Annotated in this window: 19 protein-coding genes and 6 pseudogenes; 15 read left to right on the forward strand and 10 right to left on the reverse strand. The window is 69.5% G+C overall.

The window, feature by feature from the left end; all coding sequences use genetic code 11:
• Positions 1-234: 234 nt before the first annotated feature.
• The 3 genes and pseudogenes from ABT186_RS26725 to ABT186_RS26735 all read right to left on the reverse strand — a co-directional run bounded on the left by ABT186_RS26725 (position 235) and on the right by ABT186_RS26735 (position 2,341).
• The gene (locus ABT186_RS26725) at positions 235-1,032 is read right to left on the reverse strand and encodes an IclR family transcriptional regulator (protein ID WP_351221975.1); all 798 of its coding nucleotides are present in this window, start codon (positions 1,030-1,032) and stop codon (positions 235-237) included.
• A 57-nt stretch (positions 1,033-1,089) separates the two neighbouring features.
• Positions 1,090-1,961: pseudogene (gene purU / locus ABT186_RS26730) on the reverse strand (formyltetrahydrofolate deformylase).
• Between the two features lie 47 nt (positions 1,962-2,008).
• Positions 2,009-2,341, reverse strand: coding sequence for an IclR family transcriptional regulator domain-containing protein (locus tag ABT186_RS26735; protein ID WP_351221974.1), 333 nt, complete (start codon positions 2,339-2,341; stop codon positions 2,009-2,011).
• A gap of 317 nt (positions 2,342-2,658) precedes the next feature.
• On the opposite strand from ABT186_RS26735, the gene ABT186_RS26740 reads away from it, so the two are divergent.
• The 7 genes and pseudogenes from ABT186_RS26740 to mshA all read left to right on the forward strand — a co-directional run bounded on the left by ABT186_RS26740 (position 2,659) and on the right by mshA (position 8,765).
• The gene (locus ABT186_RS26740) at positions 2,659-3,840 is read left to right on the forward strand and encodes an NAD(P)/FAD-dependent oxidoreductase (RefSeq protein WP_351221973.1); all 1,182 of its coding nucleotides are present in this window, start codon (positions 2,659-2,661) and stop codon (positions 3,838-3,840) included.
• Positions 3,837-4,121, forward strand: a pseudogene (locus ABT186_RS26745) (glycine cleavage system protein H); the annotation flags it as partial. The gene ABT186_RS26740 and the pseudogene ABT186_RS26745, both read left to right, overlap by 4 nt.
• A 97-nt stretch (positions 4,122-4,218) precedes the next feature.
• Positions 4,219-4,503 (forward strand): annotated as a pseudogene (locus tag ABT186_RS26750) (hypothetical protein); the annotation flags it as partial.
• 37 nt (positions 4,504-4,540) lie between these two features.
• Positions 4,541-5,923 (forward strand): L-serine ammonia-lyase, encoded by a 1,383-nt coding sequence (locus tag ABT186_RS26755; RefSeq protein ID WP_351927208.1) that lies wholly within the window; start codon positions 4,541-4,543, stop codon positions 5,921-5,923.
• Positions 5,924-5,951: 28 nt separating this feature from the next.
• Positions 5,952-6,502, forward strand: a pseudogene (locus ABT186_RS48040) (radical SAM protein); the annotation flags it as partial.
• A 2-nt stretch (positions 6,503-6,504) separates the two neighbouring features.
• Positions 6,505-7,374: a formate dehydrogenase accessory sulfurtransferase FdhD gene (gene fdhD, locus ABT186_RS26765; RefSeq protein WP_351927210.1), complete on the forward strand. Its 870-nt coding sequence runs from the start codon at positions 6,505-6,507 to the stop codon at positions 7,372-7,374.
• Positions 7,371-8,765: a D-inositol-3-phosphate glycosyltransferase gene (gene mshA, locus ABT186_RS26770; protein ID WP_351927212.1), complete on the forward strand. Its 1,395-nt coding sequence runs from the start codon at positions 7,371-7,373 to the stop codon at positions 8,763-8,765. The genes fdhD and mshA overlap by 4 nt, the downstream gene beginning before the upstream one ends.
• 261 nt (positions 8,766-9,026) lie before the next feature.
• On the opposite strand, the gene ABT186_RS26775 is transcribed toward mshA, so the two are convergent.
• Entirely contained in the window at positions 9,027-9,650 is a 624-nt protein-coding gene (locus ABT186_RS26775; protein WP_351234892.1) for a TetR/AcrR family transcriptional regulator, read from the reverse strand.
• Between the two features lie 157 nt (positions 9,651-9,807).
• Between ABT186_RS26775 and ABT186_RS26780 the strand changes: the two genes are divergently transcribed.
• The 3 genes from ABT186_RS26780 to msrA all read left to right on the forward strand — a co-directional run bounded on the left by ABT186_RS26780 (position 9,808) and on the right by msrA (position 13,476).
• On the forward strand, positions 9,808-12,030 hold the full coding sequence (locus tag ABT186_RS26780; protein ID WP_351927214.1) for an MMPL family transporter: 2,223 nt from the start codon (positions 9,808-9,810) through the stop codon (positions 12,028-12,030).
• A 47-nt stretch (positions 12,031-12,077) separates the two neighbouring features.
• Positions 12,078-12,797, forward strand: a complete 720-nt coding sequence (locus tag ABT186_RS26785) for an LmeA family phospholipid-binding protein (RefSeq protein ID WP_351234896.1) — start codon at positions 12,078-12,080, stop codon at positions 12,795-12,797.
• 157 nt (positions 12,798-12,954) lie between these two features.
• Positions 12,955-13,476, forward strand: coding sequence for a peptide-methionine (S)-S-oxide reductase MsrA (gene msrA / locus ABT186_RS26790; protein WP_351234898.1), 522 nt, complete (start codon positions 12,955-12,957; stop codon positions 13,474-13,476).
• A 152-nt stretch (positions 13,477-13,628) separates the two neighbouring features.
• Here msrA and ABT186_RS26795 read toward each other — a convergent pair whose 3' ends face one another.
• Complete coding sequence (locus tag ABT186_RS26795) at positions 13,629-14,051, reverse strand: tautomerase family protein (protein ID WP_351234899.1); 423 nt, start codon at positions 14,049-14,051, stop codon at positions 13,629-13,631.
• 112 nt (positions 14,052-14,163) lie between these two features.
• Between ABT186_RS26795 and ABT186_RS26800 the strand changes: the two genes are divergently transcribed.
• Both ABT186_RS26800 and ABT186_RS26805 read left to right on the forward strand, forming a co-directional pair.
• A complete protein-coding gene (locus ABT186_RS26800; protein ID WP_351927216.1) occupies positions 14,164-15,060 on the forward strand; it encodes a LysR family transcriptional regulator in 897 nt (298 codons plus the stop codon).
• Between the two features lie 738 nt (positions 15,061-15,798).
• Positions 15,799-16,251 carry a hypothetical protein gene (locus ABT186_RS26805; protein ID WP_351234902.1) on the forward strand — a complete coding sequence of 151 codons (453 nt, stop codon included), beginning with the start codon at positions 15,799-15,801 and terminating at the stop codon, positions 16,249-16,251.
• 105 nt (positions 16,252-16,356) lie between these two features.
• Here the strand turns inward: ABT186_RS26805 and ABT186_RS26810 are convergent, their stop codons facing one another.
• Entirely contained in the window at positions 16,357-17,154 is a 798-nt protein-coding gene (locus ABT186_RS26810; RefSeq protein WP_351234903.1) for an SAM-dependent methyltransferase, read from the reverse strand.
• A gap of 305 nt (positions 17,155-17,459) precedes the next feature.
• On the opposite strand from ABT186_RS26810, the gene ABT186_RS26815 reads away from it, so the two are divergent.
• Together ABT186_RS26815 and ABT186_RS26820 are read left to right on the forward strand one after the other, a co-directional pair.
• Positions 17,460-18,419, forward strand: coding sequence for a LysR family transcriptional regulator (locus ABT186_RS26815; protein WP_351234904.1), 960 nt, complete (start codon positions 17,460-17,462; stop codon positions 18,417-18,419).
• Between the two features lie 135 nt (positions 18,420-18,554).
• On the forward strand, positions 18,555-20,540 hold the full coding sequence (locus ABT186_RS26820) for a collagenase (RefSeq protein WP_351927218.1): 1,986 nt from the start codon (positions 18,555-18,557) through the stop codon (positions 20,538-20,540).
• A gap of 583 nt (positions 20,541-21,123) precedes the next feature.
• Here ABT186_RS26820 and ABT186_RS48045 read toward each other — a convergent pair.
• From ABT186_RS48045 to ABT186_RS26840, 4 genes and pseudogenes are all read right to left on the reverse strand, one after another.
• Positions 21,124-21,378: pseudogene (locus ABT186_RS48045) on the reverse strand (IS982 family transposase); the annotation flags it as partial.
• A gap of 309 nt (positions 21,379-21,687) precedes the next feature.
• The gene (locus tag ABT186_RS26830) at positions 21,688-22,425 is read right to left on the reverse strand and encodes a CAP domain-containing protein (protein ID WP_351237928.1); all 738 of its coding nucleotides are present in this window, start codon (positions 22,423-22,425) and stop codon (positions 21,688-21,690) included.
• A 470-nt stretch (positions 22,426-22,895) separates the two neighbouring features.
• A pseudogene (locus ABT186_RS26835) lies at positions 22,896-23,254 on the reverse strand (LuxR C-terminal-related transcriptional regulator); the annotation flags it as partial.
• Positions 23,255-23,262: 8 nt separating this feature from the next.
• Positions 23,263-23,820 carry a nucleoside-triphosphatase gene (locus ABT186_RS26840; protein ID WP_351927220.1) on the reverse strand — a complete coding sequence of 186 codons (558 nt, stop codon included), beginning with the start codon at positions 23,818-23,820 and terminating at the stop codon, positions 23,263-23,265.
• Between the two features lie 123 nt (positions 23,821-23,943).
• On the opposite strand from ABT186_RS26840, the gene ABT186_RS26845 reads away from it, so the two are divergent.
• Positions 23,944-24,396, forward strand: coding sequence for a YbhB/YbcL family Raf kinase inhibitor-like protein (locus tag ABT186_RS26845; protein ID WP_351927222.1), 453 nt, complete (start codon positions 23,944-23,946; stop codon positions 24,394-24,396).
• Positions 24,397-24,524 lie beyond the last annotated feature (128 nt).

The raw sequence follows: 24,524 nt of genomic DNA on the forward strand, positions 1-24,524 counted from the left end.
GGGGGTACTGACTAGCCAGTTTGTGTGCGGGAACCGACAGCGGTGGGTGAGGCAACTCACAGGGAATCGGGTTGTCTTGCGTGGCTCTGATCGGATGAGTTGTCGTACCACTCGATGGTGGTCCCGATGAGACTGGCGGCGAGGCTCCGTGGCGGACACCTCCAACACGCCGACGTCCTAGAGCATCGTCGTACGCCTGGAGCGCTGTGGTTCCTCCCGCCGGCCAGGGGCTGATCAGCCCAGGTAGCCCATCCGGTGGCTGATCTCCCTGGCGCCTTCGAGCAGCACGGGGGCGAACTCGTGGATGCGCTCCTCGGTGAAGCGGTAGGCGGGGCCGGAGGCGCTGAGGGCGGCGATGACCTCGCCGTCCCGGGACCGGATCGGGGCGGCCATGGCGTGCAGTCCGATCTCGAGTTCCTCCAGCGTCACCGCGTACCCGCGTTCCCGCGCCTCGACGAGATTCTTCTCCAGCTTGGTCCTGGCGGTCAGGGTGTGTGGCGTCAGCTTCTTCGTCCCCGACGCCGCGAGCGTTGCGGCGCGCTCCTTCTCCGGCAGATGGGCCAGCAGGATCTTGCCGCTGGACGTGGCATGCACCGGGGTCAGCTGCCCGACCCAGTTGTGCGTGCCGACCGCGCCCGGGCCGCGTACCTGGTAGAGGTTGACCGCGTAATGCTCCTGCAGGACCGCGATATTGACGGTCTCGCCGATCTCCTCGGTGAGCCGCTCGCACACCGGCCGGCCCTGCTGGGTGATGTCGAGGCGGCCCGTGACCGCGCCCGCCAGGCGTACGATCCCGAAGCTGAGCCGGTACTTGCCCCGCTCGGCGGCCTGCTCCACCAGCCCGCGCGCCTCCAGCGCCCCGAGCAGACGGAACGCGGTCGACTTGTGGACGTCGATCTCGGCGGCAACCTCGCTGACACCGGCCTCGCCGCGTTGGGCGAGGATTTCCAGAACGCTGACCGCACGGTCGACGGACTGGACCCCGTTCACCGCGGGACCTGCTGTTTCGCCGTCTGCCGTGGAGTTGCTCATGGCGCAACTATACGCAGGCGGTTCCACGGACCTGGGTGGTGCTCGGATCGCCGTTCGTCAGCGGAAAACGACCGTGCATCTGCCTTGGCCGGCACACGGCTCTCGCTGTGCCACTGCACGGCGCGGGCGAGTACCCGGGCCTCGACATCGCGGCCGACGGTGACCAGTTCCTCCGGAGTGCGCGAGTGGTCCACGCGGACGACGTCCTGATCGATGATCGGGCCTTCGTCGAGGTCGGCTGTGACGTAGTGTGCCGTGGCCCCGACGGGTTTGACGCCGCGCCGGTGTGCCTGGCCTTACGGCCCGGCCCCCTTGGAGCTCGGCAGGAAGGAGTGATGGGTGTTGATGGCGCGGCCGTCGAGCTGCCTGCACAGGTCGTCGGAGAGGATCTGCATGTAGCGGGCGAGGGCCACCAGGTCGATGTCGAGCTCATTGACGAGAGACAGCAGCCGCGCCTCCGCTTCCACCTTGGTCTGCTGGGCGACCGGGATGTGGTGGAAGGGAATGCCGTAGTTCGGTGCCATTGACTCGAATTCGCGGTGGTTGGAGACGATCGCCGGGATCTCGATGTTGAGCGTGCCCGCGGACTTGCGGAAGAGCAGGTCGTTCGGGCAGTGGCCGAACTTCGACACCATGATCAGCGTGCGGGTGGGGGTCGAGGCGTCGGGCAACTGCCAGGTGATCCGGTACGCCTCACCGACTGGGCCGAAACCGGCCCGCAGCTCCTCCAGCGAAACATCCGGATCCGAGACACCGAAGTGCACCCGCATGAAGAAGCGGTCCTGTAGCCGGTCGTCGAACTGCCGAATCTCCATGATGCTGCCGCAGTGGCCTACGAGAAAGGTGGTCACGGCGTGGACGAGACCGGCCTGATCGGGGCACGAGAGGGTGAGGACGAACTCGCGGCCGGGCTGCGGTCGAGGAGACATGACATCCTCCATAGGGTTCGTATCAGGGGTGTTCCTGCCCGCAGGTCTCAGGCCCGGCGGAGGTAACCGAGCCGGTCCGAGATCTTTTCGGCGGCGCCTTGCACCAGGGCGGAAACCTCCAGCAGGCGCTGCTCGGTCAACCGGAAGGACGGCCCCGAGGCGCTGAGCGCGGCGACCACCTGCCCGTTGAAGGTGAAGACCGGTGCGGCCACCGCGTTCAGACCCGTTTCGAGCTCCTCGACGCCGTAGGCGCAGCCGTCCGTGCGGGCGCTCTTCAACTGCGCCCGGAGAATGCCGGGATCGGTGACGGGCTGCGGTGTGCAGCGCTCCAGAGGCGCGGCGAGCCTGCCGTCGAGCTCGGGCTCGGACAGATGCGCCAACGGGGCCGCACGCGGGTGGAGGCCAGTGCCCTTCCCGCCGGCTCCCGGCGGGCCACTGCGGCCGATGGGGGGCGTCGCGACAGTCTGCGGGAGAGCGGTCTCGGACGATCCTGACGACGCAACGACGCCGCACCGGATGACATGCAGTCGGCCGGCCCTCAGGGGCCGACCCGAACTCCGTTGCGGATTGTGCAACCTTGAGCGCCATCGTGAACTGATGCGGCTCTTCCCTTGACAACCCCCGGACCCCACGGAAAGCATGTTGCGTATAGCGAATATCGTTGTGTTATGCGAGACAATCCTCTTCTGGAGCCGGCATGAGGAGCATCACCGTCGTCGGAGCGTCGCTGGCAGGTCTGAGCACGGTCCGAGCGCTGCGTGCAGAGGGCTACGACGGCGACGTCGTCGTCATCGGGGAGGAGCGCCACACTCCCTATGACCGCCCGCCGCTGTCCAAGGACTTCCTCAAGGGCGACATCGATGCCGACGCGCTCGCGCTCGGCGACGCGGACGAGTACGAAGACCTGGATGTGCGTTGGCTGCTCGGCGAGCGCGCGGTGCGGCTCGACCCCGGGGCTCGGACCGTCACCCTGGCCGGAGGAGGGCAGCTGCGCACCGACGGGGTCGTCATCGCGACCGGCGCCACACCCCGCACGCTCCCCGGCACGGACGGGCTGGCCGGTGTCCACACCCTGCGCACCCTGGACGACGCCCAGACCCTGCGCACCGAACTGTTGGACGGACTGCCCCGGGTCGTCGTCATCGGCGCCGGTTTCATCGGTGCCGAGGTGGCGTCCACCGCCCATCGGCTCGGGCTCCACGTCACCGTCGTCGAGGCGCTCGAGGTACCGCTGGAGCGCCAACTGGGGCGTGAGATGGGGTTGGTGTGCTCCTCGCTCCACACCGATCACGGGGTTCGCCTGCTGTGCGGAACCGGCGTGGCGGGACTCACCGGCACCGGCCGGGTCACCGGCGTACGGCTGGCGGACGGGCGAGAGCTGCCCGCCGACATCGTCGTGGTCGGTGTGGGCGTGCGGCCCGCCACCGACTGGCTCGGCGGTTCCGGCGTACAGGTGGACGACGGTGTGGTGTGCGACGCCGGCTGCGCGACCAGTGTCCCGGGCGTGGTCGCCGTCGGTGACGTCGCCCGCTGCCCCAACCCGTTCACGGGACGGCACGCCCGCATCGAGCACTGGAGCAACGCCACCGAGCAGGCGAAGACCGCCGCCCGCACGCTGCTCACCGGTCTGTCGGCCCCCGCGCCGCTCACCGCGCCGTACTTCTGGTCCGACCAGTACCAGGTGCGCATCCAGCTCGCCGGACACGTCGCCCCCGGCGCCGAGCCCCAGGTCGTCGAGGGTGACCTCGACAGTCGCTCCTTCACCGCCGTCTACCGGCACGAAGGCGCCCCCGTCGCCGTGCTCTCCCTGAACCAGCCCAAGTTCTTCAACCGGCTCCGCCGCACCCTCACCCCTGCCACTGCGGCCGCGGTCTCATGAGCCCCCCGCCTCAACTCCCCGCGCAGTCGCCACGGGAGACCGCCATCAGCCTTCCGCAGCACCTGCGTTACACCTGGGACCACGAGTGGCTGGTCGTGGACGAGGGCAACGCCACCGTCGGCATCACCGCGTTCACGGCGAAGGTCCTCGGCGACGTCGTCCACCTCCGGCTGTCCGAGGTCGGCACCTGGGTCGAGGCGGGGGAGAGCTGCGGAGAGATCAGGTCGCTGACAGCCGTCAGTGGCCTGTACGCCCCTGCCTCGGGCGAGGTCCTGGAGGTCAGCACCGCGCGGGCCGACGACCCCGGCGTCATCAACGCCGCTCCCTGCACGAGCTGGACCCGGAGATCGCCGCCGCGGTCGACGCAGAGCTGGACCGGGCATCACGGTCAACCGCAACGCCGTCCCGAACGACCCCCGCCCGCCGATGGTCACCTCGGGTCTGCGGATCGGTACGCCCGCCCTGGCGACCCGCGGCTTCCAGGCCGAGGACTTCGCCGAGGTCGCGGACGTCATCGCTCAGGTACTGAAGGCGCCCTCTCCCTTCGGGGCGGCCGACGTGGAGGCACTGGAGGCCCGGGTCAAGGCCCTCGCCGACAAGCACCCACTGCACCGAGGCCTCTGGGCCCCGACCGACAACCCTCCCGCCGGGGCGTGCCCGTGACATCTCGGCACGCCTCGCCAATCCCCCGGAGTATGGCGTGGCAATCAGCGTCTTCGACCTGTTCTCCATCGGCATCGGTCCGTCCAGCTCGCACACCGTCGGCCCGATGCGCGCCGCCGGGATGTTCGCCGCCCGGCTGAAGAGGGACGGTCTGCTCGCCCGGACCGCCGCGGTCCGGGCGGAGCTGTTCGGCTCCCTCGGTGCCACCGGCCACGGCCATGGCACCCCCAAGGCCGTACTGCTCGGCCTGGAGGGCAACGAGCCGCACACGGTCGACATCGCCCAGGCCGACCTGGACGTCGAGCGGATCCGCACCAGCCGGCGCATCCGCCTCCTCGGTGCCGAGATCGGCCCGGCCCACGAGATCGACTTCGACGTCTCCACCCAGCTGGTCCTGCACCGCCGGCGCTCGCTGCCGTACCACGCCAACGGGATGATCCTCTTCGCGTACGACGCCGACGGTCTGCCGCTCCTGGAGAAAACGTACTACTCGGTCGGTGGTGGTTTCGTGGTCGACGAGGACGCCGTCGGGGCGGACCGGATCAAGCTCGACGACACGGTGCCGGCCCACCCGTTCCGCACGGGTGACGAGCTGCTCCGACTCGCCCGGGGGACCGGCCTTTCCATCTCCGCGTTGATGCTGGAGAACGAGAAGGCCTGGCGCTCGCAGGAGGAGATCCTCGCCGGCCTGCTGGAGATCTGGCGGGTCATGGAGGCCTGTGTCTCCCGCGGGCTGGGCCGTGAGGGCATTCTCCCCGGCGGCCTGAAGGTCCGCCGTCGGGCCGCGGCGGCGGCCCGGGCGCTGCGCAGCGAGGGAGACCCGACGGCCCGTGCGATGGAGTGGGTGACCCTCTACGCGATGGCTGTGAACGAGGAGAACGCCGCGGGCGGCCGGGTCGTCACCGCCCCGACGAACGGCGCGGCGGGCATCATCCCGGCCGTTCTGAAGTACTACCTCGACTTCGTCCCGGGCGCCGACGAGGAGGGCATCGTCCGATTCCTGCTCGCGGCGGGCGCCATCGGCATGCTCTTCAAGGAGAACGCGTCCATCTCCGGCGCCGAGGTCGGCTGTCAGGGCGAGGTCGGCTCGGCCTGCTCCATGGCCGCCGGCGGCCTCGCGGAGGTGCTGGGCGGCACCCCCGAACAGGTCGAGAACGCGGCCGAGATCGGAATGGAGCACAACCTCGGCCTGACCTGCGATCCGGTCGGCGGCCTGGTCCAGATCCCCTGCATCGAGCGCAACGGCATGGCCGCGGTCAAGGCCGTGACCGCCGCCCGGATGGCCCTGCGCGGCGACGGCCGTCACCACGTCTCCCTCGACAAGGTCATCAAGACCATGAAGGAGACCGGGGCCGACATGAAGGTCAAGTACAAGGAGACCGCCCGCGGCGGGCTCGCCGTCAACGTGATCGAGTGCTGAGGAAGTTGCTGGAGCCGTGCTCATCGACAGTTACTGCACGCCCGAAGAGGGCCAGCAGTGGCCGGCCAGGTCCGATCTGCTCACGGACGACGAGATCGTCGGGCTCATCCGCAACGCGGTCACCGGCCTCGATGTCGACGAGGTCCGCTTCACCGGCGGTGAGCCGCTGCTGCACCCGGGCCTCGTCGGCACCGTCGAGCGCTGCGCCGCCCTCGAACCGCGCCCGAAGATGTCGCTGAACGCCAACGGCATCGGCCTGCAGCGCATCGCCCGGTCGCTGAAGGCCGGGGTCCTCGACCGCGTCGATGTCTCGCTCGACCCCCTTTGCCCGGACGTCCTCAAGACCCTGACCCCGCGCGACCGTCCTGACAAGCCGGGCACCCGCTTCACCCTGACCCCCGAGCCCGAGCCCGAGCCCGAGCCCGAGCCCGAGCCCGAGCCCGAGCCCGAGGCCCGCGGCTCCGTGCCCGCCGGGCGCTGGATCGCCGACGGCGGCCCCGCCCGGTCGGCGTCATCGCCTCCGTCACCCGCCCGGGAGCGGTGGGTCGGACACCAGCACCTAGAGAACCAGGAGTGAGGCCATGGGACGGGTCACCGAGCGACGGCGCGTGCTGCGGATCCGGGACGGTGGGGTGAGCACCCGCCCCGACACGCTGGTCGCGGAGGAGCCGCTGGAGATCCGGCTGAGCGGCAAGCCACTGGCGATCACCATGCGCACACCCGGTGACGACTTCGCCCTGGCCGCCGGGTTCCTGGTGAGCGAGGGCGTCGTGGGCCGCACCGAGGAAGTGGCGAACATCGTGTACTGCGCGGGCGCCACGCATGACGGCGGGAACACGTACAACGTCGTCGATGTGCAGCTCGCCCCCGGCGTGCCGGTGCCCGACATCACGCTCGAGCGGAATGTGTACACCACCTCCTCCTGCGGGCTGTGCGGGAAGGCCGGCCTGGACGCCGTACGGACCACGGCGCGGTGGCCGATTGCCGACACGCCCACGGTCCAGGTCAGCCCCGGACTGCTCTCCGCCCTGCCCGACCGGCTGCGGGCCGCGCAGCGGGTGTTCGACCGGACCGGGGGCCTGCACGCCGCCGGACTGTTCTCACCCGAGGGCGAGCTGCTGGACCTGCGGGAGGACGTCGGCCGGCACAACGCCGTCGACAAGCTGATCGGCCGCGCGTTCCAGTCGGGCCGACTGCCGCTGTCCCGGAGCATTCTGCTGGTGTCCGGGCGGGCCTCCTTCGAGCTCGCGCAGAAGGCGGTCATGGCGGGCATCCCGATGCTGGCGGCGGTCTCGGCCCCGTCCTCCCTCGCGGTGGACCTGGCGGCGGAGACCGGGCTCACGCTCGTCGGCTTCCTGCGCGGCGGCTCCATGAACGTGTACGCGGGCGAGCAGCGCCTCGACCTGACAGTCGGCAGAACATGGCAGCCGGAAGGGGGCCTCGCCCGGTGAGCCAGTACCTGACCCGGCCCGGAGGACTCCGCAGCGGTGCCCTCGGCAGCACCCTCCTCGGCCCGCCCCGGTTGCGGCCACCCGGTGCGTACGGCCGTCCCCGCCGCGTCGCGATGCTCAGCGTGCACACCTCACCGCTGCACCAGCCGGGCACCGGGGACGCCGGTGGGATGAACGTCTACATCGTCGAGCTCGCCAAGCGCCTCGCCGCCATCGACATCGAGGTGGAGATCTTCACCCGGGCCACCTCCGCCGCTCTCCCGCCCAGCGTCGCACTCGTGCCCGGCGTCCTGGTGCGGCACGTGGACGCCGGACCCTACGAAGGCCTGGCCAAGGAGAACCTGCCCGCCCAGCTGTGCGCCTTCACCCACGGCGTGACGCAGGCTTGGGCCCGCCACCACCCCGGGTACTACGACCTGGTCCATTCGCACTACTGGCTCTCCGGCCACGTCGGCCGGCTCGCCGCCGAGCGCTGGGGCGTCCCTCTCGTGCACGCCATGCACACCATGGCCAAGGTCAAGAACGCCTCCCTCGCCGAGGGCGACACCCCCGAGCCCGTGGCTCGTGTGATCGGCGAGACGCAGGTCGTACGGGCCGCCGACCGGCTGATAGCGAACACCGAGAGGGAAGCGGAGGAGCTTCTCCGCCACTACGACGCCGGCCCCGGCCGGGTCGCCGTCGTCCACCCCGGTGTCAACCTGGAACGCTTCCGGCCCGACGCGTCCGGTGTCGAGGCCGGCCGGGCCGCTGCCCGGGCACGCCTCGGACTGCCGCAGCACGCGCTCATACCGCTGTTCGCGGGCCGCATACAGCCGCTGAAGGCGCCGGACGTCCTGCTGCGCGCGGTGGCACGGTTGCTCGAGGACCGGCCACAGCTGCGTGAGCGGATCGTGGTGCCGGTCGTGGGCGGGCCGAGCGGCAGCGGCCTCGCCAAGCCGGAAGGACTGCAGAAGCTGGCGGCCTGGCTCGGCATCTCCGACGTCGTACTGTTCCGGCCGCCGGTCGGCCAGGACCAGCTCGCCGACTGGTACAGGGCCGCGTCCGTCCTGGTCATGCCGTCCTACAGCGAGTCCTTCGGCCTGGTGGCCGTCGAGGCGCAGGCCTGCGGCACCCCGGTGATCGCCGCCGAGGTCGGCGGCCTGCCGGTGGCGGTACGAGACGGGATGAGCGGCGTTCTCGTACCAGGGCACGATCCGGCGGATTACGCGCGGGCGTTGTGCTGCTTCACCGACGACCCGGCGCTCTCCGCCCGCATGGGCGAGGCCGCGGCACAGCACGCCCGGTCCTTCGGCTGGGACACGGCCGCAGTGGCGACGGCGGACGTGTACACGGCGGCGATGCACGAACGTCGACTTCGCCGATCGCGTCTCGTGACCCTGCCGGTGGACTGACCGTGCCCCGCACGCACGCCGCCCAGAGTTGACTGAAGTAGTAGCGTCACCGGCGGTGGCCGTGACGTCTTCTTCGGCCCTGACATCTACGTCGAGTTCTTCGGCCCTGACGTCTTCGTCGCGCCGTGAGCGGAAGTACCAGCAGTACTCGTAGTCGTACGCCTCGCACGGAGGCCGAGGGTCCGGTCGTGGCCACCGGTTGTGACGATGGTCAGCCGTGGGTCCGGGGCCTCGGCCGGGGTCCTCCTCCTCCGCCCGCCGTCACGGATGTTCGGGAGAGCCGATCTCGCGCAGGATCCCGAAGGCCCGCAGGAGGGGCGCCGGGCCCGTGTCCGTGATGCCGGACGCCCGGCGTGCCCGGCGAGTCCGCAGTACGGCACGCACTGCGGAGAGGGCAGCGCAGGCGATCACGGCCGCCTTGAGGTCGGCGTCCGGTGTGTCCGGGGGCAGTCTGCGCTGAACCAGGACGGTGAGCCGCTCCTCGAAGTCGGAGAATGCCTGCACGAGACGGGCCGTGACGACGTTCTCGATGTCCTCGAGCGGGTGGCTGAGGGCGGTGAGAGTGGAGGCCGCAAACGGCTTGGCCGCCTCCAGCAGGGCGTTGCACACCGCGTCCAGGGGCTCCTCGTCCGCCGGACGCTCGGACAGGGCGTTCTCGACGTAGGCGAAGACCTCGACGCCGTCCGGCAGCAGCAGTGCCTCCTTGCTCTCGAAGTAGCGGAAGAACGTGCGTACGGAGACGTTCGCGTATGCGGCGATGTCCGCAACTGTGGTGGCCTCGAAGCCGCGCTCCTTGAACAGGCGCGCGGCTCCCTCGAGAAGCAGGCGCCGCGTCTCCTCCTTCTTGCGTTCACGCAGTCCAGCGGGGGCGATCTCACTCGGCATGGGTCGAAGCCTCCGCCATGGTGTCTCGACTGTCAATTGGCACGCGTGTCACGCGAGGAGGCATCGCAGCCGCAAAGTGTCATGGATGCCAATTGTCATACGTGCCACTTCTTCTCTAGAGTTTGTGTCACTCGTGACACTTTTCTTGGAGACCACGGTGCCCCGACCCTCACAGACTCCACCGGCGCCTGCCGACGCGCGGACCGACGCGCAGCCGCCGGCGAACCCCGCCCCGGTACGCGGCGGACTCGGCAGCCTCGGCAGCCTCGGCAGCCTCGGCGGCTTCTGCGCCCTGCATCCGGCCACGGTCATCGCCGCATGGCTGCTGATCCTCATGGCCGCCCTGGCCGGGCGGCACCTCGCCGCGCCCACCTTCAGCGACCAGGTCAGCCTGCCCGGCACCGCCTCCCACACCGGCGCCGACCTCCTCGCCACCTCCATGCCCCCAGCGGGCCGGCCCAGCGGCAAAGTCGTCTTCCATGCCGACTCCGGCACCCTGGCCGACCAGCGGTCCGCGCTCGATCGAACCCTGGCCGACCTGCGCGACCTGCCCCATGTCACCGCCGCTTCCGCGCCCGTGACAAGCGACGACGGACGCACCGCGTACACCACCGTCTCCTTCGACGAGCAGCTGAAGAACCTCGGCCACGACTACACCGAGCGACTCGACACGGCGACGGAGCCCGCCCGGGCGGCAGGGCTGGGCGTCGCCTACGGCGGTGACCTCGAACAGGTGGTCCGTGAACCGGCCAACGACAAGCTGAGCGAGGGAGTGGGCGTCGTCACCGCCCTCGTCATCCTGCTGCTGGCCTTCGGCTCCGTCCTCGCCGCGCTGCTGCCGCTGGTCACCGCCCTGATCAGCGTCGGAGTCGGCCTCGGCATCGTGGGCATCGTCGCCGCCACCCTCTCCTTCGCGACCTCCGCCACGACCCTTGCCGGTATGATCGGCCTGGGCGTCGGGATCGACTACGCCCTGTTCCTGACGACGCGCTTCTGCCAGGACCTCATCGACGGGCGCGATCCGGTCGAGGCCGCGGCCCGCACGGCGCGCACCAGCGGACGCGCCGTCCTCATCGCCGCCCTGACCGTGGCCGTCGCCATGCTGAGCCTGTACGCGTGCGGGCTGAGCTTCATCGGCAAGATAGGGCTGGCTGCCACCCTCGCCGTGGTCGTGACCGCCGGTGCCGCCCTCACTCTGGTCCCGGCAGCCCTGGGCCTGGTCGGCAGGCACATCGACCGGCTCCGACTGCGCCGCCCCGTTGCCGAGAGCGGGGGAGTGCACGACGGCTGGCACCGCTACGCGGAACTCGTCTCCCGGCGCCCCTGGACCTTCCTGGCCGTCGGCCTCGTCATCCTCGGCGTGTGCTCCGCACCCCTGCTGTCCATGCGCCTCGGCCACGTCGACGCCGGTGCGGACCGACCGGGCAGCAGCACCCGTACCGCGTACGACTGGATCGCACACGCCGATGGGCAGGGCTTCGGAGCGGGGGCGAACGGCCCGGTCCTCGTCGTGGTCGACGTGAGCAAGGCGAAATCGCCCGTCGACCGAATCTCGAACGACGTGACGGCGGCTCTGAGGGACACCCACGGCGTGGCGTCATTCAGCCCCGTCAAGGCGAGCGCCGACGGGAGGATCCTCGTCACCACGGTCACCCCGACCACGGGCCCACAGGACGCCGCGACCGACGCCCTGCTCGACACCCTCTCCGGGCGCACGCTGCCGAAGGCCCTCGACGGCACGGGCGCCGCGGCCCATCTCACCGGCAGTGTGGCCGGCCAGGCCGACTTCCGTGCCACGGTCGGCGAGCGGCTGCCTGTCGTCATCGGCATCGTCCTGGTCCTCGCCTTCCTGCTGCTCATGACCGTCTTCCGTAGCGTGGTGATCCCCCTCAAGGCCGTCGTTCTCAATCTCTTCACCACGGCCGCGTCCTACGGCGTGCTTGTCATGGTCTTCCAATGGGGCTGGGGCGACTCGCTGCTGGGACTGTCCGAGCCTGTGCCTATCGAGTCGTACGTCCCGATGATGATGTTCGCGATCGTCTTCGGGCTGTCCATGGACTACGAGATCTTCCTGCTGTCCCGGATCGCCGAAGCCTGGCATCGCACCGGTGACAACCGGGTCGCCGTAGGGGAGGGCCTGTCCGCGACGGCTCGTGTGATCTCCGCCGCGGCCTTCATCATGACCGCGGTGTTCCTGTCCTTCACCGCCTCGCCGACCGTGGTCGTGAAGATGCTCGCCCTGGGGCTGGCGATCAGCGTGATCGTCGACGCCACGGTGGTCCGCCTGATCCTCGTGCCGTCCGCCATGTTCCTCATGGGCAAGGCGAACTGGTGGATACCCCGCCGACTCGACCGGGTCCTCCCGCACTTGCACGCCTGACCGTCTCCCCCGCCCGTCCGACCGATCGATTCGGAGCAAGTGACCACGTGACCCGTAGCCGTCGGAACAAGAACCGCATCCTCGTCGCGATCACCGCGGCACTGGCCGCCCTTGTCTGTGCGACCGATCTCCTGGTCGAGCACAGGACCGAGGAGCGTATCGCCGCCCAGGCGTCGCGCCGACTGAAGCCGGAAGGGCCGGTGCACATCGATCTCACCACACCGCTCGCGGGGCTGCGCACCCTCGGCGGGGAGGTCGGCGACATCGAGGTGAGCGCCAAAGGCGTACGCCGTCAGCACGCGGTGATGGACGTGACCGTCCGCTTGAAGGACGTCACGACGGACGGCGACAGCGCCGGCGGCACCGGAACCGCCACCGTCGGATACGACCAGGTGACCCGGCGCCTGGGCTCGCTGGGCGACGGCCTGACAGCCGGCGGCCGGAACGGCGACCTGATCCTCAGCGGGAGCGTCGGCAGCCTGGGGTTGCCGGTCACCGTACGGGCCAAGGTGTCCACGACCCCGGACGCCTTCACCGTCACGCCCACGACGGTGAGCGTCCTCGGCCGCAGTATGGCGGTCGATGACCTCGCCGGCCTGTCGGCCGCCTCCGGGCTGCGGGACGAACTCGAGCCCCGGACCGTGGCCGTCACCGGACTGCCCCGTGGCGTCGCGCTGACCTCGGCGCACGCCACCGACGACGGCCTCGTGCTCACCTTCTCGATCGCCGCGGGCCCGACGCCGAGCGCGGGCGGGGGAGCCGCTTGACGGTCCGAGCGGCGGTGCGCCCGGACGTGCAGCGGCCGGGCGCCGCACTTACCGGGGCAGGCAGCAGCGCGTACGGCTCGCGGGCAGCAATAAGCTGGGTGCCTGTGTGACCGGCACGTCAACGACCGCGCCGGGCTGGAGCATCAGGGAGCGAACGATGACAGTGGGAACAGAGCGAGCCGTCCTGGCGGGCGGTTGTTTCTGGGGCATGCAGGATCTGATCCGCAAGCAGCCGGGCGTGGTGTCCACGCGCGTCGGCTACAGCGGCGGTGACACGCCGAACGCCACGTACCGCAATCACGGCGACCACGCCGAGGCCATCGAGATCCTCTACGATCCCACGGCCACGAGCTACCGCGACATCCTGGAGTTCTTCTTCCAGATCCACGATCCGACCACGCAGGACCGTCAGGGCAACGACATCGGGCGTAGCTACCGCTCCGCCATCTACTACACCGACGAAGACCAGCACCGCGTTGCCGTGGACACCATCGCGGACGTCGAGGCGAGCGGGCTGTGGCCGGGCAAGGTGGTCACGGAGGTCGAGCCCGTGGGCGACTTCTGGGAGGCGGAGCCCGAGCACCAGGACTACCTGGAGCGCTACCCCAACGGCTACACGTGCCATTTCCCGCGACCGAACTGGAAGCTGCCTCGCCGAGCCTCGAACACGACGGACTGAGACGGGGGTTCGGGCCTCGAGCATCCGGGGGGCGGCGAGCCGGCCGCCGCCCCGACCGCGAGTCGGTTCCCGGTCGGCGCGCTCTCCAGCTCACGCGCGCGGAGCCGGTGTTCTGGGACTCTCCGTAGTCGTGCCCCGATGCCGGTTTCGACCTAGGCCACGTTCGACCGTGTCACGGCGGGTATGCCCAGGTCGCCCTCGATGTACTGGGCGCGGCCGAAGCCGAAGGACCAGTCCGCCGGGGTGTTCTCGACGTAGCCGATGAACACGTCCTCCCCGGCCACGCCCACCGCCGCGAGGGACGCGGCGATGGCGGCGTACAGCTTCTGCCTGACCTCCGTGGAGCGCCCTGTCTGCGTGAAGATCTGGATCATCACGACGCCATCGCTGCGGTCGAAGCCCAGCCCCGCGTCAAGCGCGATGACACGGCTCGAATCGTGCTCGGTGACGACCTGGAAGCGGTCCCGCTCCGGAATGCCGAGCACCTCGACGACGGCCTCGTGGACGGCGTCGGCGACGGCGCGGACCTGGGTGTCGCTGCGTCCCTTGACGAGGTCGATGCGAACCAGAGGCATGGAGAACTCCTTGTACGAGTGAGGCTGTACCACCAGCCTGAGGCCCGGGCTACTGATAAGGCAAAGAGCTAGGTCTTCTTCCTCTCATAAGGCAGAGGAATACACTGAGGTCATGGAGGTGCGCACCCTGCAGTCCTTCCTCGCGGTGGCCGAGGAGAAGTCCTTCACCCGGGCCGCGGCGCGTTGCCACGTTGCCCAGCCGGCCATCAGCCAGCAGATCCGCGCCCTGGAACGCGAACTGGGCGAGGCGCTCTTCGAGCGCGACTCCCGCACGGTCCGCCTGACCGCGGCGGGCGAGGCGCTCATGCCGCACGCCCGCGCGGTCTCGGCCGCCGTCGCTGCGGCCAGGGCCGAGTTCGCGGCCCGCTCCGGGCTGCTCACCGGACACCTCTCGCTGGGAGCCGCCGACGGCGTGGACCACAGCAGCCTGCCCGCACAACTCGGCGCCTTCCATCGCCTGTATCCCGGCGTCGGCGTCAACCTCGTCGACGGCACCAGCGCGAGCCTGGTCCCCCAGGTGCGCCAAGGATCCCTGGACGCCGCCTTCGTCGCCGTCCCGCCCGGAGGTCTCGATTCCGACTTCGGGCACCGGGTCCTGATCCGCGACGAGATCGTCGCCATCGTCGCCTCCGACCAACCACAAGCACAGCAGGCGGCGCTGAGCCTGGCCCAGCTCTCCGGAACCCCGCTGATCACCTATGGCCCCGACAGCGGACTGCGCCCCCATCTGATCGCCGCCTTCGCGGACGCCGGGGTCCCCTTCCGCCCCGCCTACGCCACCAACCACGTCGCCTTGCAGGTCGAGTTGGTGGCCGCCGGCGTCGGCATCGCCCTCGCGGCGGGCGCGGACCGGTCCCCTGCCAGCGATCCCCGGGTCACGGTGGTGCCGCTCACCCTCCGTATCCCGTATGCCAAGGCGCTGATCTGGCGCGCCGGCCCGCACACCTCGGCTCCGCTGAGGGCCCTGCTGGACCTGTCACACCCGACGGCCCAGACCACGGACGCCTGAGAGGCCGACACCTGCGCGACGACCTGCCGCGGCAGGTCGTCCATCAAGGCGCGCAGTTTCTCGGGGCAACCGGCAGGCCGGCGCTCGGGCCTGCCGGCACGCGGCATCCACAGATGTGATGACGCATCGGGGACCGGCATTTTGTTGGGACGTCCTGACAAACCTATTGACATCACCAGTGGGGCGTTTCATAGTGCGAGCCACTAGAGCGCGCTAGTAACGCGCTCTGGTGGCGGTGTAACTGCAGCCGGTGTCCAGGCAAATCTGCGCGGTCTCTCGAAGCCGTGCGGAGTGCTCGTCACCGATGACAAAGGACCCAGGACGCCCTGCGCTTTCCACGAAGGAGATTGCCGGATCGGTGCGGGAATCGCTTTTGCCCGGCTTCGAATCCGAGGCGCTCGAAGCGGTGATGCGCCAGGTGCTGGGCAGCGGCGTGACCGCGGTCCTTGAATTCCGGGCATGGCCGCTGGCGGATCAGCACCGGGAGCACGCCTTTGCGGTCTCGTTCTTCTGTCTGACCGACGCCGATGGCCGGCCGCAGGGGTGTGCACCACGAGCGTGGATGTCACCGGCAACCGACGGGCCGCGAGCGCCTCGCCATCCTCAGCGAGGCCGGCACCCGGATAGGCAGCACCCTGGACGTGATGCGGACCAGCCAGGAACTGGCCGACCTCGCCGGTCCACTCCTGGCCGACTATGCCGTCGTCGACCTGGCGGAGTGCGCTCGGCGGAGAACCCGTGCCCCGCATCAGCTCGACGGGGGAGCGTGGTCCGGCCTTGCGCCGCGTCGGCCTGGCCTCGATCCACCCGAGGACTCCCGAGTCGCCTTGCGCGCGCGGCGAGCAGATCTTCGTCCTGCCGGGACGGCGCCGCGTCTGGGCCGAAGCCAACCTCGAAGACACGCGTTTGCTATCGGATCTCGCGCTGTCGCAGGATTCCGTTTCCTCGAACACGCTCGCTGGAATCGAGCTTTCGGCCCAAGACATACCCGTACGTATGCTGGAGTTCAGTCGGATCGTGGCAGTCCGCGATGCGGAGGGCGCACACTCGAATTCAAATGCGCAGGAGGAGGCGAAAAACCGGACCTTGAAGCGCTATTTTCGCGAGTGCGGAACGAGTCATGTCACCGGGGCGCGGGTCACTGTCTACGTACGCAAATACCTCGCTTGTTCGGCTGCTGCGGGCTTATGAAGTTCAACTACGCCTTGACCACGCGCAGTACGCGGCGAGGAACTGGATGGGGCTGCCCGCGGCCATCTGAGGCTTCCGCCGAACGCCCAGAATGCGGATGCTGGTTCAGGCCTTCTTGCGAGCCACGCCCCCGTACAAGCCGATCTCCGCGGATCTTGCCGGCGGCGGGGTGTCCGGGCGCCAGAACGGGACCTGGGTCAGGCCGGGCTCGACCAGGTCGAAGCCGGTGAAGAACCGCTCGATCTCGGTGCGGGACCGCAGATTCAGGCTGGCGGTTGCCTTGTTGTAGACGGCCTGGGCATCGCTGCGATCGGCGAAGTCACCGGTGGCGTGCGAAAGCACCAGGAAGCTTCCGGCCGGTAGCGCGTCGCACAGGGTGGCGACGACCTGCTCGGGCTGCTCCGCGTCGGTGAGGAAGTGGAGGATGGCGACAAGGAGCAGGGCGACCGGCTCGTCGAAGTCGATGACCTGGCGGACGTCGGGGTAGTCCAGGATGGCCCCCGGGTCGCGCAGGTCGGCAAGGACGATGCTGGTCATGCCGGAGTGGCTGAGCAGTGCGTCGCCATGTGCCTTCACGACCGGATCGTTGTCGATGTACACGACGCGCACGTCCGGCGCCATCTCGTGGGCGATCTCGTGGACGTTCGGTGAGGTGGGCAGCCCGGTGCCGACGTCGAGGATCTGGCGGACGCCGTTGCTGACGACATGACGGACGGCGCGCTGCAGGAAGGCACGGTTGGCCTGCAGGCCGATCCGCACCTCTGGCGCGGCAGCGGCCAGTTCGTCGCCGGCCTTTTGGTCCACCTCATAGTGGTCCTTGCCGCCCAGCAGGTAGTCGTAGATCCGCGCAGGATGCGGCCTGCTGGTGTCGATCTCCTCGGCACGGAAGCCGTCCTGTCCCACGCTGCGCTCCTCTCGACGCCCGTCGCGGCCCGCGTGCACGCGAACCACTGACGACAGCTTTCCACATCAACTACTCTGCCTGGCCTAGCAGTTCCAGGCGGCGGACCGCGGTCGGTAGGTCCGTTCTCTCTCACGCCCGACCGTGGCGGACCGGCGTCTTGTGCGGGAGAGGGCGCGATGGAACGCTTCCTGTCCGCTGGTCGTGACCTGACCTGACCTGACCTGACCGGCAGCGGCTCAGCCGCGGAGTCGCGGGCCGATCGCGCCGTGTGGCCGACTGGGTGGACGGATGGGGGAGTGGGCGTATGGAGCTGGAGCTTCGGCACCTGCGCGTGCTGTGTGCGATCGCCGATGCGGGGAGCGTGGGCCGGGCCGCGGCGGTCCTGGGCTACTCGCAGCCGGCCGTGAGTACCCAACTCCAGCGGATTGAACGGTTCTTCGGCAAGTCCCTGTTCGAGCGCGGGGCGACAGGGGTGACCCTGACACCGTACGGCGTCGAGGTCGTCGCTCAGGCACGCGACGTCCTGGCCCGTGCCGACGCGATCGGGCACCGTCCGGCCCCCGGCACTGCGAGAACACGTCGGATCCTGCGCGTGGCCGCGACCAATTCCCCGGTGCTGTCGGGCACCGTGTCCCGGGTGCGTGCCCGGGTGCCGGACGTCTCGCTCGCAGTGAGCAGCGTGTATGCCTCCTCACGGATCGTCCAACTTCTGGAGGAGGGTGCCGTGGACGCGGCCATCGCCGCGGACTACCCCGGAATGGAGCTGAAGCATTCGGCCGCGGTGACGCACCGCGGAATCGTCACCGAACCGACGTTCGTGGCCCTGCCGTTCTGCCACAGGCTCAGACGCTGCGCTCAGGTCTCGCTCGCCGATCTGGCCGAGGACGCGTGGTTTCTGACGCCGGACGACGGGGCGGGCTGGCCGGGAGTCTTCTACGCGGCCTGTGAAGCAGCCGGGTTCACACCGGTGGCGGTACACGAATTCCTCGGCGACCAGCTGCAGTTGCAGAGCATGATCGCCGCCGGCCTCGGAGTGTCCGTCGTACAGGCGACATTGCGACCGATCCCGGACGTGGTGATCAAGTCCCTGGTCGGGACACCGCTGTGGTGTCGCTATGTGTTGGCCTGGCGGCCCGACGCGGTTGCCGAGGAGGTGGCGGAGACGCTGTTCCGCTCCGCGACCGCCGCCTATCGCGATCTCGTGGCCCAGGCCCCCCACTTGAGGACGTGGGCCTTGCACACATGGAGCGTGACCGGGGCATAGACGGTGCCGGGTGTTATGGGCCATCGGTGCAATGTGCTATGTCACACGCCATTGTTGGAGCGAGCCGCCGTTGAGACAGTGCCTCACACGCCTCAACGCCCCTATCGAGGCGCATCCATCCGTGGAGGAGTCCAGATGCGCTACTGCTTGACGCTGCCCAGACGCATCGTCTGCGCCCTCGCCGTCTGCGTCACGTTCGCCGGCCTGGTGCCGACGCCGGCGTTCGCGGGACCACATTCGACTCAGGCCGGCACCGCCACCGTGACCGCGTCCCGGAAGAGGACGCCGCCTCCGCCGCCGACCGGCTCGACCGCGAGCGCCGTCGACCGTTCGGTCGTACAGGGCCGACCGCTCACCCCGGCCCAGTTGCCGCCCTTGACATCGATGTCCTCCCGCGCCCGCCCGAGCAAGGGAACCGCTCCGCAAGCCAAACCGAAGCCGGTCGCGTGCAATCCCGATGACTTCGGAAGCCGGACCGGAGCCGAACTCGTCGCGTTCGTCAAAGCCTCGACCACGGACTGCATCAACAGCCTGTTCACGGCCACTGGTTCGGCCGCGCACGACATCTTCCGCCAGTCCCAGATGGTCACCGTCGCGAACGCCTTCACCAGCACGGCGCGACGCTATCGTGGCGACAACTCGTCCCAGGTCTGGCAGCTCGTCCTGTTCCTGCGTGCCGGTTACTACGTGCAGTTCAACAACCCGGCCGACGTCGGCCCCTACGACGCGCGCCTGGCCGGAGCCACCACGCGCGGCCTGGACGCCTTCTTCGCCCGCCCGCACTCCGGTGATGTCACCGCGGCGAACGGCGACGTTCTGGGCGAGGTCATCATCCTCACCGACAGCGCCGACCAGCAAGCCCGCTATCTGGACGTCTACCAGCGGGTGCTCGACGGATACGACAACTCCTACGAAGCCATCGACAGCATGGTCGCGGCTGTCAACGACGTCTACACCCCCCTCTGGCGCGGTAACTGGAACCCGGACTACGTCGACGCGGTTGCTGCCGACCCGGGCATCGTCGAGACCCTCGACGAGTTCGCGCTGAGCCACATGGACCTGCTCGGGACCGACCGCACCTACCTGGATTCCAACGCCGGGATGAACCTCGCCCGTTACGTCGAACACCAGGCGCTGCAGAACACTGTCCGGCCGCTGGCCAAGGACCTTTTGGACGCATCGAGGATCACCGGCCCCACGGCCGGACTGTGGGTCGCGGTGGCGATGCAGGCCGACGCCTACGACCGCCCGAACTGCTCGTACTACGGCATCTGCGACCTGCCCGGTCAGCTGACAAGGGCGGCCCTGCCGGTCACTCACACCTGCGACGCGACGCACACCATCCGCGCCCAGGCTCTCGCCTCCGCCGATCTCGACGCCGCGTGTGCCAGCGTTCTCGGCCAGGACCCGTACTTCCACGACCTCGTCAAGGACGACGGGCCCATTGCCGGCCAGCACGTGTCGACCATCCAACTCGTCGTCTTCGCCAGCCGCGCCGACTATCAGACCTACGCCGGTGCGATCTTCGGCGTCAGTACGGACAACGGCGGCATCACCCTGGAAGGAGACCCGACCGACCCCGCCAACCAACCGCTTTCGATCATGTACCAGAAGGACCACGACGACGGGTTCGTGGCCCGGATCTGGAACCTCAACCACGAGTACACGCACTTCCTCGACGCCCGCGACGACATGAAGGGCGACTTCACCCAGCAGACGACGGTGCCGGACGTCTGGTGGATCGAAGGCCTGGCTGAATACGTTTCCTACGGCTATCGCGGCATCGTCGACGACCAGGCGGTCGCAGAGGCGGCCAAGCACACCTACCGGTTGAGCACGCTGTTCCAGAACACCTACGCCAACAGCGACGTGACCCGCACGTACCCGTGGGGCTACCTCGCGGTCCGCTACATGTTCGAGAGGCACTCGACGGACATCCAGCGCATGCTGGCGCTCTTCCGCGTCGGCGATTACGCGGGCGGATACGCCGTCTACAACTCCGAGATCGGCACCCGCTACGACGCCGACTTCGACCAGTGGCTCACGGCGTGCGCCGCCGGCGCATGCTCCACGCCCGCCCGCGGCGGATTCCACCCGGGGGACCTTCGTACCGCGCACTAGGCCGGCAGGCCGATCAGGGCATAGGCGGCAGCCACGAGGCTGCCGCCTATCCCCCTTGGCAGTGATCAGGCCCACTCCTGTGGCGCGGCGGGGCGGGGCTGAGGACCTGTGGCAGGTCCGCCGTGGCCCTGCCGACGCAGGCCGGCCGCGCAGCGCAGGTCGATGACGACCTTGCCGCGGTGCAGCCGACCAGAGCCGCGCGCCCACGCGGGCGGACCAGGTCGAGGGCGTCCCTCAGTGCCGGGCCGTCGATGGTGTCGACGAGCGCCTCGACTTGCATGGCCCAGTTCGGTCGGCGGCCGACCAATCCGATCAGCTCGGCCCCCGCACGCGCGACGACCTGCAACCGTGAGGGGCCCCACCGTGCGCCGCCCCGGGCACCAGGACGCGCTCTCGCGGCCGCACGGCGGCGGCGAGGTATACGGGCCGCCCAAGCCGTGCCGGCCGACGAGACGAGTGAGTCCGTGGACGGTACCGCGCTGTACGTGGCGCCGGACCTGCGAAGGGTCCGGCGCCGCCGTTCGGTGGTCAGCCGTCGCTGCTTCGACCTCGGCTCCGCTGACGGAGCTCGATCCGGTTGGCTGTTGTGCCAGATCGCGGCGGCCCCGGCGAGCACGCGCCGGGCCAGGCGTACGGCCACGCCCGCGAAGGAGCGGCCGCCGTGCCGTTCGAGGTCGAGCTGCCCCTTGAAGGTGTCGTTGACCGGGATGCTCGTCCACGACGTCGGACTCGGCCTCGATCACGGTGGCCAGGACTTCACATTCGCCGGCCTTCTGATTGGCCAGGCCCACAGGATCGGCATCCCGCTCGGGGCGCACACCAGGTAGAGCTTCAGCCCCCGGTCGCGAGATGCGGATCACGCGTTTGATCAGGCACAGCCGGTGCCATTCGGAGGTGGTGCCGAGCATGGCCTGGCCGACCGCGACGCAGACGAGCTCGGAGCCGGTGAGCACGGGTGGCCGCCGTGTCCATCGCTGCGTGCTGCCGCTCGTCGGCAGGTCGCACCGGGCACCCCAGCGCGTACGACGACGGGGGCGCCCCTCCGTCCGAGGGGCGCCCCCGTCGTCGCGATGGACGCCTTGGGCTTCCGACTGCAGCCGGTGCGCCACTGCGGCGTCAGCCGGAAGCCCGTTGCCCCTATCACCGCTTACCGGGCGGTTCCGAAGTCCTGGGTCCAGTAGTCGTTGGGCTGCGCGAGACCGACGCCGATCTCCTTGAACGAGCAGTTGAGGATGTTGGCCTTGTGGCCGGGGCTGGACATCCAGGCCGCCATCACCTGCTCGGGAGTGGCGTAGCCATAGGCGATGTTCTCGCCGTAGGTGCTCCAGGTGTAGCCGGCGCGCGTGATCCGGTCGCCCGGGGAAGACCCGTCGGATCCGGTGTGCGACATGTTCTGGTGGGCCGCCATGTCCTGGCTGTGTGCCTGTGCGGCCTTGGTCAGGGTCGCGTTGAGGGTCAGGGCCGAGCAACCGACCTTACTGCGCTCGGCGTTGACGAGTTGCACGATGCGAGCTGCCACCCCGGACGCGGTGGCGGTGGCCGTCGGAGCGCTGGGGGACGCGGTGACGGTCGGCTTGGGAGCGGTCGTCGTCCCAGTGCTCGAAGGCGCGGTGGTCGTGGGCTTGGGCGCCGTGGTCTTCGCAGTGCTTGCGGCGGCGGTCGGCGTCTTCGACGCGGTCGGAGCATGCCCGCTCCAATGGCGATGTCGGCCGGCGTGCTTCCACCAATCCTTGGCCGCGGTGTTCTCGGCGCCGTGGAACTGATGTCCTCCGCTGTCCCGCCAGTCGGTACAGGCCAGGGCGACGGACGGCACGCTCACGGTGCTTATGGCGACGGCAGCAATGACTATGTGCCGGTAATGCTGGTTTTTACGGTGCTTCCCCATGCGTGACCTCACGGTAATCGCCGAGCGCCCCTTGTGCGGCTGGCTCTTCGCGGACTCCGCTCCTGAACTGCGGAGATGTCCTGCGGGTCGTCATTCTTAGGAAGGCTTCACACGGAGCGCAAAGGCTCTCCGTACTACCTTGCTTCGTAGATTTCGCGGGCTCTTGCCAGGGGAGTGGGGGCGTGCTGATCCAGCTTCTGTGGCCTGTGCGGAATTCTGTTGATCCGTCAGAAACCCTTTTGATTTCGAGGAAAGGGTGAACGTGCCGTGCGGCGGAATGCCGTCAATACCGGCGCGCTCAAGGCCTACGACAAGTCCGGACAAATCCTTCATATCGTGAGAGCGGAAACTACTATTCGGTGCACTTAGTTCCCGGGTCTGGTGTGACGGATGTCACGGAACCTTCGCTTCCGCTTCTGGTTGCGAGGATGTCGTAGCAGTCGGTCATGTTGCAGCGGGCGCTCCGCCGGTCAAGTAGTGAGCCCCGCGTCGCGGGTCAGCAGGGCGGCCTGGACGCGGTTGGTGACTTCCAGCGCGGGCAGGATGCGGCTGACGTGCGCTTTGACGGTGCTTTCGCGCATGGCGAGTTGTGCTGCGATGTCGGCGTTGGTCTCTCCCTGGGCCAGCAGGCTGAGCACATCGCGTTCCCGGGGAGTGAGGCGGTCCCGTCGGACGTGGGCCCCGGCGGCCCGGGCTGGGTGGTGGAGTGGTAGCGGTCGATGAGGCGACGGGCCGCGGTGGGGTGGAGCATGGCGGAGCCGGCGGCCACCAGGTGGACGGCGCGCAAGATCTCGGCAGGGTCGGTGCCTTTGAGCAGGAACGCGTCGGCGTCCGATGTCATGGACCCTCGAGCCGGGCTGCCAGTTCCCCGGGCAGGGCGTCCCGACTGGCACGGGTCACTTGGACGAGTGTGATGTCAGGGCGCTGTTTGAGGGCGTCGGTGAACGGGTCACTGTGCGCGTGGACCGTGGCGACGATGTCGATGTCGGACTCGAACAGGCGCCGGACCGTGTCCTGGAACGCGGTGCACGCCAGCTCCATGCGCCCGAGCTCGTCGATCAGCACGAGGTCTCCAGGAACAGGCTCCGCTGCCGCTGCCGCTGCCGCTGCCGCTGCCGCTGACCTGAGCGGCGGCAGCGCGAGTCGTTCCATGACGCCCAGATCGACGCCGTACCGGCCCACCCGCGGTGGTCCCGGGAAGTCGACATGGGCGAGCACGGCTCGCCCACCGCCCTCCAGTGTTTCCAGCGCGAAACCGCTCCGGGTACCGCCGTGCCGGATCTCCTCCGTGGTGAAGCCGAGGACCCTACGGGTGCGCAGGAGCGCGGCCAGTCGGCGGACCACGGTCGTTTTGCCCGCGCCGGGGCGTCCCTCGAGCAGAATTCTCGTCGGCATCTTGTGCTCCGTATCAGGCCCGTCCTACAGATTCCCGGTGCGCCGGCCGGCGTACTCGGCCAATGGGGTGTTTGGCCGACCTGGGCCGGTGCGGGCCGCGCTGTTCCGGGTAGGGCCGCGCGTATGACTGGAATTGAGCTCAGGAGCGTGGCGTTCGGCGACCATCAGGCGATCCCCCGACGTCACAGCGGGGAGGGCGACAACGTCTCGCCACCGCTGACCTGGTCGGCGGTGCCGGACGGTACGTCGGAGTTGGTTCTGCTCTGCGAGGACCCTGATGCCCCGGGCGGGACGTTCCTGCACTGGCTGGTCACCGGTATCGATCCGGGGAGTACCGGTGCGGCGGAGGGGGAGCCGCCTCCCGGTGGCCAGGAGTGGCCCAATGGTTTCGGCCGGACGGGCTGGGGCGGTCCGATGCCTCCGCCGGGGCATGGGCCGCACCGCTACTTCTTCCGCCTGTGGGCCGTGTCGGAGTCCCTTCCCCTGCAGGGCCGGCCCACTTCCGACGTAGTGCACCGGGCGGCGAAGGGCAGGGAACTGGCGAGCGGCACGCTCGTGGGCACATACGAACGCTGACCAGCCGGCGGGCTCGCAGCGGGCGGGCCACGGTGTGGATGCGCAGGGCGGTGAATGCGGACCCGGACAGTTGAACGCGGAGCAGTAGTCCGAGTCTTCGGTTACGTGATCGCGTCCGGGCCGGTATG

The organism is Streptomyces sp. NPDC001634 (assembly GCF_040298185.1).
Classification (GTDB): Bacteria; Actinomycetota; Actinomycetes; order Streptomycetales; family Streptomycetaceae; genus Streptomyces.